Source organism: Micromonospora sp. NPDC049836 (assembly GCF_044465125.1).
Lineage (GTDB): Bacteria > Actinomycetota > Actinomycetes > Mycobacteriales > Micromonosporaceae > Micromonospora.
The window spans coordinates 38,577-56,804 of the sequence record NZ_JBITLH010000019.1; the positions used below are offsets into that span (position 1 = coordinate 38,577).

The following is an 18,228-nucleotide window of genomic DNA, read 5'->3' on the forward strand; positions in this document are numbered from 1 at the left end:
TGCTGACTGGACGCGACGGCTGAGCCCGACAGCCGCCGCCGACTCCCGGCGGACGCAGGCATCAGCGTAGGGCGATGGAACGCGGAAGGCAACCGGTTAAGTTGACCGCCGGTACGGGGTGGTTGCCGGTGGCGGCCCATGTCGCCACGGACCGCCACCGGTGCGGTCATCCCCACCACAGGATGTCGCGCCACTCCGGTCTGAACCGGTTAAGCCGGACTGTAGGCAGCGCCGTCGCGGGCGTCAAGGGAGCCGGGCGTCCGGTCTCAGCCGCCGACCGGGTCGGTCACCGGGTCGCCGCCGGCCACGCCCTGCCGGACCGCGGCGGTGGGAACGCCCGCCGCCGCGGCCAGGTGGCTCTGCAACGTGGAGTGGCGGAACTGGTAGACGCCGCCCGCCTGGCGCAGCACCCCCCGGTCGTGCGCCTCGTCGAGGAAGGCGAGGATCCGCAGCGGCGTCTGTCCGGTGCAGGCCAGGTAGAGCCGGACGAAACAGAACGGGCCCCACTCCGACCAGGAGAACGCGACCGCGACCGTCACCGCCACCACCAGCGCGACCAGCGCCGCCGGGGTGGTGATGTCCCAGAGGATGAAGGCCACCCCCCAGAAGATCCCCCAGCCCACCCCGGTGGCCACCGCCAGCGCACGGTCCTCGTGCAGCAGCCGGCGGGGACTGACGCTGCGGCCCACGTCGACGTAGACCTCCAGCCGCCCGGTGAGGAAGAACGCGAAGCCGGCGACCGCGCCGACCAGCCCGGCCACCAAGCCGTAGCCGGCGCCGGAGCGGATGGTGACGCTCGCGCCCAGGGTGGCACCGACGAGCAGCGCGGCACTGCCGGGAATCAGCAGCGTACGGGCCCGGACCTGGGCCAGGTCGAGCCGCTGCGGCCGGGTCGGCAGCGAGGTCAGGAAGCCGAGGAAGGCGGCCGCCACCCCACCACCGACCGCGCCACCGACCGCCCCGAGGGCGGCCAGGGCGACCAGCCCGAACGCCGCCCCGCAGAGCAGGCCGACGAACGGGCGCACCGGCCACGGCCCCAGCTCCCACCAGGCCAGGTCCAGCGTCTTGCGGCCCTCCATCCGGCGCGCCAGCCTGCCCAGCCAGGCGAGCGCCGCCTGCGCCTCGGCAGGGCTGCGCCGGGGCCGGTCGCCGACCGAGGTGCCGTAGACCACCGGTACGAACCGGGCGAACAGGTGCTGCTCGAGCGCGGTCCGGTCGGTCGACCGGTCGGCCGCCAGCAGCTCGTTCGGGTCGGTGCCGGCCTGCTGGTACGCGACCCTGGCCAGCTGGGCCATCAGCGGGGTGGAGAGCGTCTCGGCGAGCACCCCCTCGCCGCGCTCCAGCGCGCCGGTCACCTCGCGCCACCGCGCCGGCCGCTCGGTGCCGTCCACCAGGTAGGCGATCACGTCGCCGACCGGCAGCGGCAGGATCTCCACCACGGGCGTCTTGGCCAGCAGGCCGAAGCCGGCCGCCTCCTCGTACTCGGTGCTGCGGCTGGTCAGCACCAGCTGCCGGCGGGGCCCCAGCACGTCGTTGATCGCCGCGATCGCCGACGACCGGTGCTCGCTGGCCATCTCGTCGAAGCCGTCCAGGATGGGCAGGACCCGGCCGGTCGCCACCAGCTCCTGGGCGAGGGTGCGGTGCGTGCCGTCCGGTCCGGGCACCAGCCGGGCCAGGGTGCGGTTGTCGGTGGCCAGCCGATCGGCGATCCACTCGTCGAGCCCGTCCGCCGCCGGATGCCAGCCGGAGATCGACAGGAGCACCGGCACCGGGTCGGCCGGCGCCCGCCGGGCCAGCAGGTCGAGGGTGAGCCGCAGCACGAGAGTGCTCTTGCCGGTGCCCGGTTCGCCGATCACCGCGAGCCGGCGGGGCGAGCCGTCGCGCAGGAACACCTCGGCGACGTCGGGAAAGGTGCCGTCCAGCGGCACCGCCCCCGTGCCGGGCGCGCCGTGGATGGACGGCCAGCTCACCATGACGGCCCGACTCCGGGCGGTGACCGCCCAGCGCACCGGCAGCGGCCACGGATCGCTCACCTTGCGGGCCGCCTCCTCCGCGCTCCACTGCTCCTGCTGCGCCCGGGCCAGCGCCGCGACGGCCGCGTCGACCGCGCCGGTCACCCCGCTGCCGGCCGCCGTGGACTCCTTGCGCCAGAGCCACACCAGCAACGACACGAGCGCGAGCAGGGAGGCCAGGTAGAAGCCGATCGTGCTGGACCACTGGTCGGCCTTCGCCCGGCCCTCGCCACGCAGGAACCTGGTCCACCCGGAATAGCCGGTGAGCGCGGCCACGACGACAACGACGAACCATACGCGTGGCCGCCGCCACCATCTCCGCATGCAATCATCATCGCCACTGCGTCAGGGGCACACAACGCGCTCCCGCTCCGATCTCGGGCCACCATCGACCGCCGTTCGCCGGCACCGGCCGTCCGGGTCGGTGGCCCCGGACGGCCCGCCCGGGGGTTGCGCCCCGCCGCCGGCCCGATCGACGTGGCCGAAGCGGACACCAGGGTTGACCGCCGCGCGGCGGGGTATCCGGTGACGATCCGCCCGGAAGGAGTCGAGCCATGGTCCACGTCGGCTACACGCTCATGTGCGAACAGTCCGGCCCGAAGCAGCTGGTCGACTACGCCGTCCGCGCCGAGGCAGCCGGCTTCGACCACCTCGTCACGTCCGACCACTACAGCCCCTGGCTGGACAGCCAGGGCCACTCCCCGTACGCCTGGTCGGTGCTCGGCGCGGTCGCCCACGCCACCAGCCGGGCCGAGCTGCTGTCCTTCGTGACCTGCCCGCTGCGCCGCTACCACCCGGCGGTGGTGGCGCAGAAGGCCAGCACGATCGGGGTGCTCTCCGACGGGCGGTTCACCCTCGGCCTCGGCGCCGGGGAGAACCTCAACGAGCACGTGGTCGGCGGCTGGCCGCACGTGCAGCAGCGGCACGAGATGTTCGAGGAGGCGCTCCAGATCATCCGGCCGCTACTCAACGGGGAGACACTGACCTTCTCCGGCAACCACTACGAGGTGCCCGACGCGTACCTCTGGGACCGGCCGGAGCGGCCGGTGCCGATGGCCGTGGCCGCCTCCGGCCGGCAGTCGGCCACCCTGGCCGCCGAGTACGCCGACGCGCTGATCGCCACCGACCCGCTGCCCCACCTGGTGGAGATGTACGAGGAGGCCGGCGGCGCCGGGCGGCCCCGGTACGGCCAGGTGGCCATCTGCTACGGCCCCGACGAGGCCGAATGCCGCAAGATCGCGCACGAGCAGTTCCGCTGGTTCGGCCTGGGCTGGAAGGTCAACACCGACCTGCCCGACCCGGAGGCGTTCGCCGCGGCCACCCAGTTCGTCCGGGAGGACGACGTGGCCGAGGGCATCCCCTGCGGGCCGGACGTGGACCGGCACGTCGAGGCGGTCAAGAAGTTCGTCGACGCCGGCTTCACCCACGTGGCGCTCCTGCAGGTGGGCGGGGACAGCCAGCCGATGTTCCTGGACTGGGCCCAGGAGCAGCTGCTGCCCCGGCTGCGCGAGCTGTGACGCTGCGACCCGGGCGCGGGGCGGCGCCGGGCCGCGTCCCCCGGCCGACGTCACCGGGCCGCTTCGGCGCCGCCGAGCTGCGCCTCGCCCTCGCCGCGCCCCAGCCGGCCGCCGGCCTGACCAGCGAGTTCCGGCTCGTCGACGGGCTGCGTACGCACACCCGCCGGGGCGGCGACCCGGGCGGCGGTCCGGCCCTGGTGCTGGTGCACGGGCTCGCCGTGTCGCACCGCTACCTCACCCCGCTCGCCCGCGAGCTGGCCGGCACCGGCCCGGTGTACCTGCCGGACCTGCCCGGCTTCGGGCTGACCGAGCGCCCCGCCGGGGCGTACGACGTGCCCCGGCACGCCGCCTTCCTGGCCGCCTGGCTGACCGCGTACCGGCTGGGGCCGGTCTGTCTGCTCGGACACTCGTTCGGCGCGGAGGTGGCCGCCGCGCTCGCCGCGCGCCGGCCCGACCTGGTCGGCGCGCTGGTGCTGGCCGCGCCGACCAGCGACCCGGCGGCCCGCAGCCGGCGGGCGCAGATCGGCCGGTGGCTGGTGGACACCGCGCGCGAGGCCGGGCTCCAGGCGCCGCTCCTGGCCCGGGACGTCTGGGACGCCCGGCCCTGGCGGGTGTTCGCCACCCTGTCCCACTCGGTGCGCAACCGGGTCGAGGCCGACCTGGCCCGGGTCGCCGCACCCACCCTGGTCATCACCGGCGCCCGGGACCCGGTCGTCCCGCCGGGCTGGCGGGAACAGGCGGCCCGGCTGGTCCCGAACGCCCGGGCGGTGGCCGTGCCCGGCGCCGCGCACAACGTCGCCACCACCGCGCCGGGACCGGTCGCCGACGCGATCCGGCACCTGCTGGCACCCGCCCTGGAAAGGTGAGTCCATGCGTATCGGTAACACCGAGATCCGGCCCGCCGGCGGCGGTCTCGGCTGCCTGCTGATGATCCTCTTCTCGATCGTCGCCTCGGTGGTGCTCACCGTGCTGCTGAATCTGCTGCTCTGAACCGGCCGCACGGCCCGCCCCCCGGCAACAGAATGGGGGCGTGGACCTGCTGACCGTCCTGCCGTTGGCGGTCGTGATGGTCGCCGGGCCCCAGCTGATCAGCGCGATCTTCCTGGCCGCGAGCCGGCAGCCGCGGCGCAGCTCGCTGGCCTACCTGGCCGGCACGGCGCTGGGCATCCTGGTCCCGCTGACCGTCTGGTACGTGGTGTTCCGCGCGCTCCGGCACGGCATCGGCGGGACCGGCGGCCGCGGCAGCCGGCACCTGATCGACTGGCTGGTGCTGGGCCTGCTGGTGGTGCTGGCGGTGCTGACCTACCACCGCCGCGGGCGCAGCCGGCCGCCCCGGTGGATGGTCCGGCTGGAGGCGCCCCGGCCCGCCTTCGCCTTCGGTCTCGGCGTGCTGCTCTTCCTGGCCATGCCCACCGACGAGGTCATCATGGCCACGGTGGCGGGCACCCTGGCCGGGCACGACCGGCCGTGGTGGCACCTGCTGCCCTTCCTGGCGCTGGCCATGCTGCTGCTGGCCCTGCCCCTGCTGACGCTGGTGCTGCTCGGCGACCGGGGCGCGGCCGCGCTGCCGAAGCTGCGGGACCGGGCCAACGCGCACTCCTGGGTGGTCAGCGAGTTGGTCATCCTGATCTTCGTACTCATCGTCGTCGCGGACCTGGCCTAGCCGGACCGGTCAGCCGGGCGTCAGCGCCAGGTCGGCGACGACCGGGTAGTGGTCGGAGGCGGTGTCGGCGTCGCCGCCCCGCACCACCCGGACCGCCCGGGCCAGGGCGGCCAGCGCCGGGCTGGCCAGCAGGTAGTCCAGGCGCATGCCGGCGAACTCCGCGCCGCCGTGGCGGGTCGGCACGGTCAGCCCCGCGGGCTCGCCGCCGCCCAGGTGGGGCCAGAGGTCGACCAGGCCGGCGTCGCGCAACCGGGCCACCGCCCGGGTGTCCACGGTACGGCCGTCGCGGCGCAGGTGACGCCGCCGGTAGAGGGTCGACAGCCCGGCCAGGCGGGCGGTGTGGTCGACGCCCGGCTCCAGGGTGTTCAGGTCGCCGACGAGCAGCGCCAGCGGCCCGCCGCTGGATCTGACGGCGGACGCCAGCCAGTCCGCCTCCAACCGGCGCCGGCCCGGGGAGAAGGGGTTCAGGTGGGTGCTGAGCACGGTCAGCGGCCCCTCCCGGGTGGCCAGCTCGACCCGGGCGGTGGCGTGGTGGAACGGGCGGCGGACCCGGCCCGAGCGGAGCACCGGCAGCGGCGCGCGGACCAGCACCGCGACGGGCTGGCCGAAACAGGACCGGGCCAGGTGCGGCACCATGCCCACCCGGCCGGCCAGCTCGGTCAACCGGCCACCGCGGTCGAGACCGCGCAACTCCTGCAGGGCCAGCACGTCGGGGCGCTGCGCGGTGACCACCGCCAGGATCCGGTCCCACCGGTCGGTCCCGTCCGGGTCCCGCCCGCCGGTGCGGACGTTCCAGGTCATCACCCGCAGCATCGGCGCCCGGTCAGTCCTCGCGGCCGGCCTTGGCCAGCTCGTCGTCCAGCTCGTGCACCTGCTCGGACTCGATCGCCGGCTGGTTGCCCGCCTCGACGTCGGCGTTGGGCCGGACCACCCAGTAGAGCAGCGAGAGCCAGAGGGCGGCGAGCACGATCGCGCCCATGAAGTCGGTCGGGTGGTGCATGCCCCGGTACATCCGGGAGGTGGCCACGCCGACCGGCATGAGCACCGCCAGCGCCACGAAGAGCCACCGCCACCACCGGTCGGTACGCACGAACACGATGATCGCGATCGCGCTCCACAGGCAGATGCTGGCCGCGATGTGCCCCGAGGGGAACGACGAGGTCGGCATCTGCCCGTCCAGGTTCTCCACCGGCGGGCGGGGCCGCTCGACCACCCGGGCCGTGGCGAGGAAGAGGCTCAGCTCGCCGAACATGGCCAGCGCCACGAAGAGCACCGGCCGCCAGCGCCGCCAGACCGCCAGCACCAGGGGGCAGAACACCAGCGACACCAGCAGGATCGCGTGGGTGTCGCCGAACTTGCTCCACCACCAGCTCAGGTCGTCGAGGCCGGGGCTGCGCCGGGCGGCGAACCACTGCGGGACCTCGGTGTCGAGGGTGTCGAAGACGGTGCCCTTGGCGTGGTAGCTGACGTACATGCCGAAGGCGTAGAGGGCGCCGAAGACGAGCACCCAGCCGACCACCAGCTCGGCGACGGCCGAGCGGGGATGCTCCAGCACGTGCTCCTCGGCCGGCGCGGGCGCGATCTCCCGCCCCGCCTCCGGCTCCAGCCCTTCGGTGACCGGCGGCACCGGCCGGCCGCGTTCCCGCCGCCAGAGCCGGAAGGCGTACGCGGTGATGCCGAGCCACAGGGCGCCGAGCAGCCAGCCGGCGAGCACGTCGGAGACGAAGTGCACGCCCAGCGCGATCCGGGTCAGCCCGATCAGCGCCACCAGCACGCCGACGCCCGCGATGGCCGGCTTGCGCCAGCGGGGCGCCATGGCCGGCAGGAAGACCAGCAGCAGCGCCCCGTACGCGACGAACGAGCCGAGCGCGTGCCCGCTCGGGAAGCTGTTGCCGGGCGCGTGGGTGATCGGCACGTCGACCACCGGACGCAACCGCCCCACCAGCGCCTTGAGCGACGGGTCGAGGATGAGCCCGCCGACCCCGGTGATGATCAGGTAGACCGCCAGCCGGGACTGCCGGCGGATGAGCAGGCTGACCACGGCGATGGTGACCAGCCAGATCAGCACCGGCCGCCCGCCCAGGTCGGTCACCGCCTGCAGGACGGTGACCAGGGGATGGTGTGGCGCCACCAGGTTGTTGAACCACTCGGCCGCCTCGTGATCGGCGTGGTAGAGCGGCTGCCAGTGGAACCGGACCAGCATGAGCAGCACGCCGAACCCGACCCCCGCGCCGGCGACGGCGACCAGCCCCGCGACGCTGCGCTCGGCGAAATGGCCGAGCGGCCGGCGGATGGCCTCCTTGACCGCGGTCACACCGCACCTCCCTCGTGGTCCTGCGAGGCGCGCAGTACCCGATCCGGCCGTCCCGTACACGCCGCCGCGGGGCGGGTCGTCAGAGCGCGGACATGCCGCCCGTGTCGAGGGCCTCCGCCCGCTCGGCCTCCGGCTCCCAGAGGTCGGGCTGGGCGGGCTCCTGCACGCCGATCCGCATGGCCTCCAGCTGGGCGGCGAAGGCCAGCCCGCCGAAGAGCGCCATGCCGGTCAGGTTGGCCCAGAGCAGCAGCGCCATCATCCCGGTCAGCGCGCCGTACGTCTGCCCGAAGCCCCCGCTGGTCTTCACGTACGCGGCGAGCAGCAGGCTGGCCAGCCACCAGAGCGCGGTGGCGATCCCGGCGCCGAAGAAGAGCCAGGACAGGCCGGGCTGCCGCCGCCGGGGCGCGTGCCGGAACAGCAGGGCCACGGCCAGCACGGTCAGGCCGAGGCTGAGCGGCCACCGGATCACGTCCCAGGCGGCGTTGGCGACCTGGCCCCACTCGTAGTGCCGCTGCACCGACTCCCCGACCGCCCCGCCACCGACCAGGATCAGGAAGCCGGTCAGCGCGGGCACGCCGGCGAGCAGCGCGAGCACGGCGGCGCGCACGTACTTGGCCAGGGCCGGCCGGTCCCGCTCGACGCCGTAGATCCGGTTCGCGCCCCGCTCGATCTGGGCCATGGTGGTGGTCAGCGCCACCAGGCCGGTGAGCAGGCCGAGGGTCAGCGCCAGCTCGCCGGCCCGCTCGGTGCGGTCGCCGTCGGCCAGCAGCTCCTGGACCACCGACTCGCTCTGGCCGGGGGTGATCGCCAGCACGGTGTCGGCGACCACCTTGCCGCCCTCGTCCGCGCCGAGGTCGCTGATCAGGCCGGTGAGCGCGATGAGGAAGGGCACCACGGCCAGGCAGAGCTGGAACGCGAACGCGCGGGCGTGGCTGAACCCGTCGCCGTAGCGGAACCGGATGAAGGCGTCCCGGAGCAGGCACCAGCCGCCGTGCCGGCGCAGGGTGTGCCAGGCGTCGTCGGCGGAGAGCTCCTCCCGGGCCATCAGCCGGGTCTCGGGGACCAGCTTGGTGCTACTCACGGCGGGCCTCCTCGACCAGCCGCTCGCCCCGCTCGGCCGCGGCGTCGGCGTCCACGGACAGGTCGGGATGCTGCTCGGGCCGCGGTACGCAGAGCCAGAGCGACTCCGGCCGGATCTCGGCGGTCAGCGACCGGCCCGGCTCGATCAGGTCGCCGTCGAGCTGGCGGGGCTGGGCCCGGTTGCTGGTGATCGCCACCCGCCGGCCCCGGAACACCTCCATCCGGGGCACGCTGCCGCGCCGCCGCAGCACCGCCCAGCCCATCGCCGCCCAGTGCCGCAGCCGCCGGGGGGTCAGCACCGCCACGTCGAGCCAGCCGTCGTCGGGCTCGGCGTCGGTGAGCAGGCGTACGCCGCCCTGGAGGCGGCCGACGTTGGCGATCAGGACCGAACGGGCCCGGCGGCGCAGCGGTGGCCCGTCGTCGATCCGGATGGACACCCGCATCGGCCGGTCCCGCAGGTGTTTGGCCGCCCCCACCAGGTACGCCGGCCAGCCGAACCGCCGTTTCGTGGTCTCGGAGGTGGAGTCGAGCATCTGGGCGTCGAAGCCCATGCCGGCCATGACGGCGAAGCACCGGTCGTCGACCGCGCCCACGTCCAGCCGCCGCATCCCGCGCTCGACGGCGATCTCGAGCCCGGCGGCCAGCTCGTTGGAGAGGCCGAGGTTGGCGGCGAGCAGGTTGCCGGTGCCCTGGGGCAGTACGGCGAGCGCCACCTCGGTGCCGGCCAGCGCGGTCACGCAGGCCATCACGGTGCCGTCCCCGCCGCAGGCGAAGACCACCTCGGCGCCGGCCCGGACCGCCTCTTCCGTCTGGCCCCGGCCGGGGTCCTCGGCGGTGGTCTCGTACCAGGTCGGGGCGGGCCAGCCGGCGGCGTCGAGGGCGCCGTCCACGATCCGGCGGAACTCGTCCAGATCGGTCACCTTGGTGGGGTTGACGACCACGGCCGAGCGCGGCGCGGGGTTGTCGGCGGTCACCGGGCGTTTCTCCTCACCGTTCACGGCGCAAGTGTGCAGCAACCGCGGTGCCGGGGCGACCCGACGGGCCCCGACGTCGCATGGATTGCAAACAGGTTTGTCGACCGCGGCGACCGGGCAGGGGCTCAGGCCGCCGGCCGGCGGGTCGCCGCCACCTGCCCGCGCAGCCCGGCGAGGTCCGCGCCGGCCTCGGTGAGGGCCCGCGCGGCCGGGCCGGAGCCCTCGCGGAGCAGGCCGAGCAGGAGATGCCCGGTGTCGATCCGCCGGTGGCCGAGCCGGGCGGCCTCGCGCCGGGCGAGGGTGAGCGCCCGTTTCGCGGCGGGCGAGAGCTCCGGTCCGCCGCGCCGGGCGGGTGGGGCCGCACCCAGCGCGCCGGGCCCGAAGGACTCCTCGACCCGGGCGAGCACGGCGGCGAGGTCGATGCCGATGGTGCGCAGCGCCGCCGCGTCCGCCTCGGTGAGGCCGGCGGCGCCCCGGACGGTGTACCGGGCCGCGGCGGCCCGCAGCTCGTCGGGCCGGATGCCGGCCGCCTCCAGCAGCTCCAGGACGGGGTCCCGGTCGGCGAGGAGCGCGAGCAGCAGGTGTGCGGTGCCGGCGGGTCCCCGGCCGGCGGCGCGAGCGTCCTGCCCCGCCCGTCGGACCGCCGCGCGGGCGCGGTCGGTGAATCGTTCGATCATCGTTCCTCCCAGGTGCCGGGGACCGCGGGTCGGCCGGCGTGCCGGCCGCGGACGGTGTGCCGGCTGACCTCCAGGGCCTCGGCGATCTGCTGCCACGACCAGCCCTGGCAGCGGGCGTTGTCGACCTGGACCATCTCGAGCCGGTCGAGCAGCTGGCGCAGGGCGCGCACCGCGCGCAGGCCGTCGCGGGGGTCGGTGCCGCCGGCGGCCGCGATCGTCGTCTCACTCATACTGTCAATATAGGTTGACGAGGCCGTTTCGTCAACCTCAGTTGACCCGACACGCGGGTCGACGCGCCGACCCGGCCGCTGACCGGTGTTACCGTCCGCTGGTGTTCCGCCGCCGTGACCTGGACCGACCCGTCGAAGCCGCGCATCGGCTGAGCGCCGGGCGGCTCACCCTGGAAGTCGCCGGCGGCAGCGTCATCGGCAACCGCTACCCGGAGAACTTCGACGTGCTGCACCTCGACCCCGAGCTGCCGCTGGTCGCGGTCGCCGACGGGATGGGCGACGGCGAGGGCAGCCGGGTCGCCGGCCGGACCGCGATCACCACCCTGGTCGACCGCGTCCGCGCCGACTGGCCGGGCGTCGGGGCGGCGCAGCTGCGCGCCGCGACGGCACAGACCCAGCTCCGGGTACGCCAGGCCGGCGCCGCCCTGAGCGGACTGACCGGCTGCACGCTCACCGCCCTGGTCGTCGAGCCCGACGGCGGTCAGGGCTGGCTCGTCCAGCTCGGCGACTCGCGGGCGTACCGGCTGCGTGACGGGCTGCTCGAGCTGATCACGGTGGACCACACCATGGCCTGGCTGGGGGTGGTGCACGGCTGGTGGCCGGCCACCAGCCCGGAGGCCGCCCGGGCCCGCTACCAGCTGCTGCGCTACGTCGGCCACCCCGACAAGCCGGAGCCGGACGTGCTCGCCGTGCCGCTGCGTACCGGCGACACCTGGCTGCTCTGCACCGACGGGGTCAGCGACCAGCTCGGCTACCACCGGCTGCGCGACCTGCTGGCCGCCCGGCGCGACCCGGCGCGCACCACCACCGCCCTGCTCAGCGCCACCCTCGACGAGGGCGGCGACGACAACGCCACCGCCGTGGTGGTGCGGGTCCACCCCGCCGTGCCCGGCCCGCGCTGACCGCCGCCCACCGGTACGGCCGGCGCGGCGGGAGACCGCAGCCGGCGCGGCGGTCCGCGCCGAGGCCCGGCCCAGTTCCGCCGACCCGCTCCGGCCGGGCCACCCGTCCGATTACCGTGGGTGAGGAGGGGCACCGTCGGGAGGTGAGGCGGGATGGCCACACCCACCCACGGCGCGGTGGTGGTCGGCGTCGGCCGGTCGGACCAGGGTCTCCAGGTGGTCCGGACCGCCGCCACGGAGGCGGCCGCGCACGACCGGGCCGTGCACCTGCTGCACGCCTTCAACTGGGCGGCGGCCCTGGACACGTTCTCCGTCAGCGGTCCCCGGGACGTGGCGGAGGAGCTGCTGGAGCGGGCCGGGCAGGTGGTCGCCGAGGTCGCGCCGGCGGTGCCGGTCAGCGGCGAGATCGTCGAGGGCTCCCCGCTCGAGGCGCTGGTCCGGGCCTCCGACTCCGCGTCACTGGTCGCCCTGGGCGACGGCGGGATCGCCGACTGCGTGGGGTGCGTACCCACCGACGTGCTGGCCGTGCAGGTCGCCGCCCGGGCCGGTTGCCCGGTGCTGGTCGCCCGGACCGAGCCGCCACCGCAGGGGCCGGTGCTGGTCGGCTTCGACGGCTCGGACAGCTCCCCGGCCACCCTCGGCTACGCCTTCGACTGCGCGCGGAGTCGCGGCGCCCGGCTGCTCGCCATCCGGGTCGTCGAGCCGGGCCAGCACGACGGCGGCGACGAACTGCTCGAGGCGGCGGTGGCCCGGTACGCCGCCCGGTACCCCACGGTGGCGGTCGAGTGCCACACCATCCGCGGCGATCCCGACGCGGTCCTGATCGAACACTCCCGCTCCGCCCAGGTCGTCGTGGTCGCCGCCCGGGGCGACGAGCCGCTGCGCGGCATGCTGGGCGCGGTGAGCCAGTCCCTGCTCTACCACTCGCCGGCCCCGCTGATCGTCGTCCGTGGACTCGACGTGGCCCCCGCGGAGGGGGCATGACAGCCGCCTGTCCCGGGACCAATGGCCCTGATCCACCCACCGCCCGGGGGCGAGGCTGAGGGTGCCCGGGTGAAAATCGACCGTCCGGGTGGCAGATGACCCCGAGTCGCGAGAGGCTAATGCAGCATGGACACCGCTCTCGACCTGCAAGGCCCCCTGACCGAAGAGCAGCTGCGGCGGCTTGACGCCTACTGGCGGGCGGCGAACTACCTGACCGTCGGGCAGATCTACCTGCTCGACAACCCGCTGCTCCGCGAGCCGCTCAAGCCCGAGCACATCAAGCCCCGCCTGCTGGGGCACTGGGGCACCAGCCCCGGGCTCAACCTGATCTACGCGCACCTTAACCGGGTCATCGTCGACCGGGACCTCTCCGCCATCTTCGTCACCGGGCCGGGCCACGGCGGCCCCGCCCTGGTCGCCAACACCTGGCTGGAGGGCACGTACAGCGAGCTGTACCACCACATCGCCCGGGACGAGACCGGCATGCAGCGGCTGTTCCGCCAGTTCTCCTTCCCCGGCGGCGTCCCCAGCCACGTGGCCCCGGAGGTGCCGGGTTCGATCCACGAGGGCGGCGAGCTGGGGTACGCGCTGAGCCACGCGTACGGGGCCGCGTTCGACAATCCGGACCTCCTGGTGGCCTGCGTGATCGGCGACGGCGAGGCGGAGACCGGACCGCTGGCGGGCAGTTGGCTGTCCAACGTCTTCCTCAACCCGGCCCGCGACGGTGCGGTGCTGCCCATCCTGCACCTCAACGGCTACAAGATCGCCAACCCGACGGTGCTCGACCGGATCCCCGAGAGCGACCTGCTGGAGCTGATGCGCGGCTACGGCTACCAGCCGTACGTGGTGGCCGGCGACGACCCGGCCACCGTGCACCAGACGCTCGCCGCGACCCTGGACCGGGCGGTCGAGGAGATCGCCGAGATCCAGCGCCGGGCCCGCTCCGGCGGCGAGGTGACCCGTCCCCGCTGGCCGATGATCATCCTGCGGACGCCGAAGGGCTGGACCGGCCCGAAGGAGGTCGACGGCACGCAGGTCGAGGGGACCTTCCGCGCCCACCAGGTGCCGATCGCCGCGGTACGCGACAACCCGGCGCACCTGGCCGAGCTGGAGCGCTGGCTGCGCAGCTACCGGCCGGAGGAGTTGTTCGACGCCACCGGCGCGCCGGTCGCCGAGCTGACCGCCCTGCCGCCGCGCGGTGACCGGCGGATGAGCGCCAACCCGGTGGCCAACGGCGGGCGGCTGCTGCGCGACCTGGAGCTGCCGGACTTCCGCGACTACGCGGTCGACGTGCAGGAGCCGGGCCAGCCGATGGCCGGCGCCACCGGTGCCCTCGGCCCCTGGATCCGCGACGTGATCGTCCGCAACCCGCAGACCTTCCGCCTCTTCGGCCCGGACGAGGTCGCCTCGAACCGGCTCGGCGCCGCCTTCGAGGTGACCGACCGGGCGTTCGTCGGCAGCGAGGTCCCGGGCGACGACCACCTCTCCCCCGACGGCCGGGTGATGGAGGTGCTCTCCGAGCACCTGTGCCAGGGCTGGCTGGAGGGCTACCTGCTGACCGGCCGGCACGGCGTCTTCACCAGCTACGAGGCGTTCATCCACATCGTCGACTCGATGGTCAACCAGCACGCCAAGTGGCTCAAGGTCACCCGGCACATCCCCTGGCGGGAGCCGGTGGCCTCGCTGAACTACCTGCTCTCCAGCCACGTCTGGCGGCAGGACCACAACGGCTTCTCGCACCAGGATCCCGGCTTCATCGACCACGTGGTGAACAAGAAGGCCGAGGTGGTCCGGGTCTACCTGCCGCCGGACGCCAACACCCTGCTCTCCACCATGGATCACTGCCTGCGCAGCCGGCACTACATCAACGTGGTGGTGGCCGGTAAGCAGCCCGCGCCGAACTGGCTCACCATGGAGGAGGCCATCCAGCACACCCGCCGCGGCCTCGGCATCTGGGACTGGGCCAGCAGCGACGACGGCGACGAGCCGGACGTGGTGCTCGCCTGCGCCGGGGACGTGCCGACCCTGGAGACCCTCGCCGCGGCCGACCTGCTGCGCCAGCACCTGCCCGACCTGAAGGTCCGGCTGGTCAACGTGGTCGACCTGATGCGCCTGCAGCCGCCGTCGGAGCACCCGCACGGCCTGCCGGACAGCGAGTTCGACACCATCTTCACCCGCGACCGGCCGGTCATCTTCGCCTACCACGGCTACCCGTGGCTGATCCACCGGCTCACCTACCGCCGCGCCAACCACGACAACCTGCACGTGCGCGGCTACAAGGAGGAGGGCACCACCACCACCCCGTTCGACATGGTGATGCTCAACGACCTGGACCGCTTCCACCTGGTCATCGACGTCATCGACCGGGTGCCCGGGCTGCGGTCCCGCGCCGCCCACCTCCGCCAGGAGATGGTCGACGCCCGGCAGTCCGCCCGCGACTACACCCGCCGGTACGGCGAGGACGACCCGCAGGTCGCCGAGTGGCGCTGGATCCGCGAGAACGACCCCGCGCTGCGGAGCGGGCAGTGAGCGGCGACGAGATCCTGGTCGGCTACGACGGCTCCGCCGACGCCGCGGTCGCCCTCGCCTGGGCGCTGGACGAGGCGGGCCGGTCGGGCCGGCCGGTGCGCCTGGCGTACGTCTTCGAGTGGCTGACCGTGGCCGGGTGGATCGGCCCCGGGGTGGCGCCCGGGATCTGGCCGGACGAGAACGCGCGGCACGCGGTCGAGGAACTGGTCCGCACGGCGGCGGCGGACGCCGCCGCCGAGCGGCCCGGCCTCACCGTGCACGGCGAGGTGTTCGACGGCCCGCCCGCCCTGGTGTTGCAGGAGCGGTCCGCCGACGCCGGGATGCTGGTCCTCGGCAGCCGCGGCCACGGCGGCTTCGGCGGTCTCGTCGTCGGTTCCACCGCGGTCGCCGTCTCGGCCCACGCGCACTGCCCGGTGATCGTGGTCCGGGAGGGCACGCCGGCCGCCGCCGGGCCGGTGCTGGTCGGCGTGGACGGCTCCCCGTCGTCGACGCAGGCGCTCGGCTTCGCCGTCGAGCGGGCCGCGCAGCGGGAGGTGCCGCTGCGGGTGCTGCGGGTCTGGGAGCCGCCCGGCGAGCGCTGGGTGCCACCGGACTTCGACCCGGCGGAGGTCACCGCCACCGAACGGGCCGCCGTGGAGACGGAGCTGGCCCAGTGGCGGAAGAGCTTCCCCGACCTCGCGGTGGAGATCCAGGTGACCCCGGGCAACCCGGCCGCGCTGCTGGTCGAGGCGAGCCGGGAGGCGCAACTCGCGGTGGTCGGCACCCGGGGCCGGGGCGGCCTGCGCGGCATGCTGCTCGGCTCGGTCAGCCAGCAGCTCATCCACCACGCCCGGTGCCCGGTAGCGGTCGTCCGGGAACGCTGAGCCGCCGGCTCGGTCGGCGAGGGACGGTCAGCGGGTGTCCGGCTGGCCGTCCCCCGGGCTGAGCGAGAAGAAGTCCTCCTCCTCCTGCGCCAGGTGCAGGCGCAGCACGGCGTCCAGCCCGTACAGGGCGGCGAGCAGGTCGGGCACCTCGTCGCGGCGCAGCCGGCCGTCCGGGTGCTGGGCCAGGTGACCGCCGATCCGGTCCACCAGCCGGCTGATCTCCACGTGCGCCCGGCTCATCGTCGAGGTGGCCTCCGCGCTGCCCAGCGGGCCGGCCAGGGCCGGGTAGAGCTGCCGGTCCTCGGCCGCCTCGTGCGGCAGCACCTGCTCGACCAGCCGGCGGTGCACGTCCCGCAGCGCCGGCATGCACTCCGCCGCCTCCGGATTCGTCGCCACCAGGTCGGCGGTGTCGCGCAGCCGGTCCAGCACGTCCCGCACCTCGCCGTGCTCGCCCGCGTACCGGTCGAGGAGGGCGCGGGTCTGCGGCGGGACGTCCCGGCGGCGCAGGCCCCCGCCGAGGGCGCGCAGCGCGTTGAGGATCACCAGCACGTCGATGCCCTCCTGGAGGAACGCGCCGGCGACCGGGGGCAGCTTCCCGGCGGCGGCCACCAGCATGGCCACCACGGCCAGCCCCATCCCGACGGCGGCGCTCTGCACGGCGATCCGGCGGGCGTACCGGGCGATCTCCACGGCGTCGGCGAGCCGGTCCAGCCGGTCCACGGTGAGCACCGCGTCGGCCACGTCGGCGGAGGCGGTCGCGCCGGTGGCGCCCATGGCCACCCCGACGTGCGCGGCGGCCAGCGCCGGGGCGTCGTTGACCCCGTCGCCGACCATCACGGTGACCGCCCGGTCGGACTCCGCCCGCACCCGGGCGACCTTCTCCTCGGGCGAGCACTGGGCGATCACGTCGTCCACCCCGACGATCCCGGCCACCTGCTCGGCGGTGCGCCGCCGGTCACCGGTCACCATGATCAGCCGGTCGAGCCCGGCCTCGCGCAGCCGGCGCACGGTGCGCCGGGCGTCCGGCCGGACCGGGTCCTCCAGCAGGATCGCGCCGAGCGGCCCCTGCCCGTCGCTGACCCAGACCGCGGACCGGCCGGCCAGCTCGGCCCGCTCACGGATCCGGTGCGCCCAGTCCGGCGGCTCGCCGGCCAGCTGGCCGACCCGGACCAGCCGCCCGTCGACCCGGCCGGTGACCCCGCGCCCGGGTTCCTCGGTCACCTCGGTCGGCTCGGTCAGCGCCAGCCCCTGCTCGCGGGCCTGCCGGACCAGCGCGGCGGCCAGCACGTGCGGGGAGAGCTGCTCGACGGAGGCGGCCAGCCGCAGCAGCTCGTCCCGGTCGCCGCCGGGGGCGACCACCGTCTCCGCGGCGCGCGGACGGCCCGCGGTGAGCGTGCCGGTCTTGTCCAGCAGCAGGGTCCGGGCGCGGCCGAGCAGCTCCAGCGAGCCGCCGTCGCGGACCAGCACGCCCCGGCGGGCCACCCGGGACAGCCCGGACACGATGGCGATCGGGGTGGCCAGCAGCAGCGGGCACGGGGTGGCCACCACGAGCACCGCCACCGCTCGGGCGAACTGGCCGGAGAGCAGCCAGGCCAGCCCGGCCAGCAGCAGGGTGAACGGCACGAACGCGGCGGCGTACCGGTCGGCGAGGCGGACCATCGGGGCCTTGCGGGCGGTGGCCTCCTCGGCCAGCCGGACGATCCCGGCGTACGTGCTCTCCGCGGCGCTCCGGCCGGCGCGCAGCCCGAAGCCGGCGCCCGCGTTGACCACCCCGCTGGCCACCTGCTCGCCGGCGGCCCGGCTGACCAGCTGCGACTCGCCGGTGACCACGGACTCGTCCAGCGTGGCGGCGGCCTCGACGGTCCCGTCCACCGGCACCACGTCGCCCGGGCCGACCACCAACCGGTCGCCCACCGCGACCCGGTCCAGCGGCACCACCTCGATCCGGCCGTCGGGGGTCCGCCGCCGGGCCTGCCGGGGGGCGCGTTCCAGCAGCGCCCGCAGGTCCCGGGTGGCCCGCCGTTGCGCGTAGTCCTCCAGCGCCTGCCCGGTCGCCACCATCACTGCGATCACCGCGCCGGCCAGGTACTCCCGGACCAGGAGCGCGCCGACCAGCGCCAGCACGGCGATCACGTCCACCCCGAACTGGTGCCGCCAGAGCTGGCGCAGCGTGGTCCAGACCGCCGGCACCAGGGCGACCAGGGTCACCGCGGCCCAGACCAGCTGGGCCGCGCCGCGCGCCCCGGCGAACCAGAGCGCGGCGCCCACCAGCACGGCGAGGGTCAGCAGGACCAGCGGCAGCCATTCGAGCGCGCCGGGCCGCCCGTCGGACCCGCCGCGCCGGAACAGCCGCCGCACCCGGCGCTGCCGCACCGGGTGTTCGGGTACGCACTCCCGCGGTTCCGCTGCCACGTGGGAATCGTCTCAGCGGCGGCGTGCGGCGGGTAGGTCGAACCCGGGTAATTCCGGGAACCGAGGGGCCC

The 18,228-nt window shown here is 75.1% G+C and carries 15 protein-coding genes; 7 read left to right on the plus strand and 8 right to left on the minus strand.

Annotated elements, in window-relative coordinates; genetic code table 11:
- Positions 1-266: 266 nt before the first annotated feature.
- Complete coding sequence (locus ACIBPB_RS31340) at positions 267-2,336, minus strand: NACHT domain-containing protein (protein WP_396842949.1); 2,070 nt, start codon at positions 2,334-2,336, stop codon at positions 267-269.
- Between the two features lie 230 nt (positions 2,337-2,566).
- On the opposite strand from ACIBPB_RS31340, the gene ACIBPB_RS31345 reads away from it, so the two are divergent.
- The 3 genes from ACIBPB_RS31345 to ACIBPB_RS31355 all read left to right on the plus strand — a co-directional run bounded on the left by ACIBPB_RS31345 (position 2,567) and on the right by ACIBPB_RS31355 (position 5,192).
- On the plus strand, positions 2,567-3,529 hold the full coding sequence (locus ACIBPB_RS31345; protein ID WP_396842950.1) for a TIGR03557 family F420-dependent LLM class oxidoreductase: 963 nt from the start codon (positions 2,567-2,569) through the stop codon (positions 3,527-3,529).
- Positions 3,526-4,395 (plus strand): alpha/beta fold hydrolase, encoded by an 870-nt coding sequence (locus ACIBPB_RS31350; protein ID WP_396842951.1) that lies wholly within the window; start codon positions 3,526-3,528, stop codon positions 4,393-4,395. Before ACIBPB_RS31345 ends, ACIBPB_RS31350 begins: the two co-directional genes overlap by 4 nt.
- 164 nt (positions 4,396-4,559) lie before the next feature.
- Complete coding sequence (locus tag ACIBPB_RS31355) at positions 4,560-5,192, plus strand: GAP family protein (protein ID WP_396842952.1); 633 nt, start codon at positions 4,560-4,562, stop codon at positions 5,190-5,192.
- A 9-nt stretch (positions 5,193-5,201) separates the two neighbouring features.
- Here the strand turns inward: ACIBPB_RS31355 and ACIBPB_RS31360 are convergent, their stop codons facing one another.
- The 6 genes from ACIBPB_RS31360 to ACIBPB_RS31385 form a co-directional block, all read right to left on the minus strand.
- Entirely contained in the window at positions 5,202-6,005 is an 804-nt protein-coding gene (locus ACIBPB_RS31360) for an endonuclease/exonuclease/phosphatase family protein (protein WP_396842953.1), read from the minus strand.
- Positions 6,006-6,015: 10 nt separating this feature from the next.
- On the minus strand, positions 6,016-7,506 hold the full coding sequence (locus ACIBPB_RS31365) for a phosphatase PAP2 family protein (RefSeq protein WP_396842954.1): 1,491 nt from the start codon (positions 7,504-7,506) through the stop codon (positions 6,016-6,018).
- Between the two features lie 79 nt (positions 7,507-7,585).
- Complete coding sequence (locus ACIBPB_RS31370) at positions 7,586-8,587, minus strand: YihY/virulence factor BrkB family protein (RefSeq protein WP_396842955.1); 1,002 nt, start codon at positions 8,585-8,587, stop codon at positions 7,586-7,588.
- Positions 8,580-9,584 (minus strand): diacylglycerol kinase family protein, encoded by a 1,005-nt coding sequence (locus ACIBPB_RS31375; RefSeq protein ID WP_357326758.1) that lies wholly within the window; start codon positions 9,582-9,584, stop codon positions 8,580-8,582. The genes ACIBPB_RS31370 and ACIBPB_RS31375 overlap by 8 nt, the downstream gene beginning before the upstream one ends.
- A 101-nt stretch (positions 9,585-9,685) precedes the next feature.
- Positions 9,686-10,237 (minus strand): Clp protease N-terminal domain-containing protein, encoded by a 552-nt coding sequence (locus ACIBPB_RS31380; RefSeq protein ID WP_396842956.1) that lies wholly within the window; start codon positions 10,235-10,237, stop codon positions 9,686-9,688.
- Positions 10,234-10,467 (minus strand): helix-turn-helix domain-containing protein, encoded by a 234-nt coding sequence (locus ACIBPB_RS31385; protein ID WP_046565558.1) that lies wholly within the window; start codon positions 10,465-10,467, stop codon positions 10,234-10,236. The genes ACIBPB_RS31380 and ACIBPB_RS31385 overlap by 4 nt, the downstream gene beginning before the upstream one ends.
- Before the next feature lie 101 nt (positions 10,468-10,568).
- Here ACIBPB_RS31385 and ACIBPB_RS31390 point away from each other — a divergent pair, with 101 nt between their 5' ends.
- The 4 genes from ACIBPB_RS31390 (at position 10,569) to ACIBPB_RS31405 (ending at position 15,745) form a co-directional block, all read left to right on the plus strand.
- Entirely contained in the window at positions 10,569-11,369 is an 801-nt protein-coding gene (locus tag ACIBPB_RS31390; RefSeq protein WP_396842957.1) for a PP2C family protein-serine/threonine phosphatase, read from the plus strand.
- A gap of 153 nt (positions 11,370-11,522) precedes the next feature.
- Positions 11,523-12,353: a universal stress protein gene (locus ACIBPB_RS31395; protein ID WP_396842958.1), complete on the plus strand. Its 831-nt coding sequence runs from the start codon at positions 11,523-11,525 to the stop codon at positions 12,351-12,353.
- Between the two features lie 126 nt (positions 12,354-12,479).
- On the plus strand, positions 12,480-14,882 hold the full coding sequence (locus tag ACIBPB_RS31400) for a phosphoketolase (RefSeq protein WP_396842959.1): 2,403 nt from the start codon (positions 12,480-12,482) through the stop codon (positions 14,880-14,882).
- A complete protein-coding gene (locus tag ACIBPB_RS31405; protein ID WP_396842960.1) occupies positions 14,879-15,745 on the plus strand; it encodes a universal stress protein in 867 nt (288 codons plus the stop codon). The genes ACIBPB_RS31400 and ACIBPB_RS31405 overlap by 4 nt, the downstream gene beginning before the upstream one ends.
- Before the next feature lie 27 nt (positions 15,746-15,772).
- Here the strand turns inward: ACIBPB_RS31405 and ACIBPB_RS31410 are convergent, their stop codons facing one another.
- A complete protein-coding gene (locus ACIBPB_RS31410) occupies positions 15,773-18,157 on the minus strand; it encodes a heavy metal translocating P-type ATPase (RefSeq protein ID WP_396842961.1) in 2,385 nt (794 codons plus the stop codon).
- Positions 18,158-18,228 lie beyond the last annotated feature (71 nt).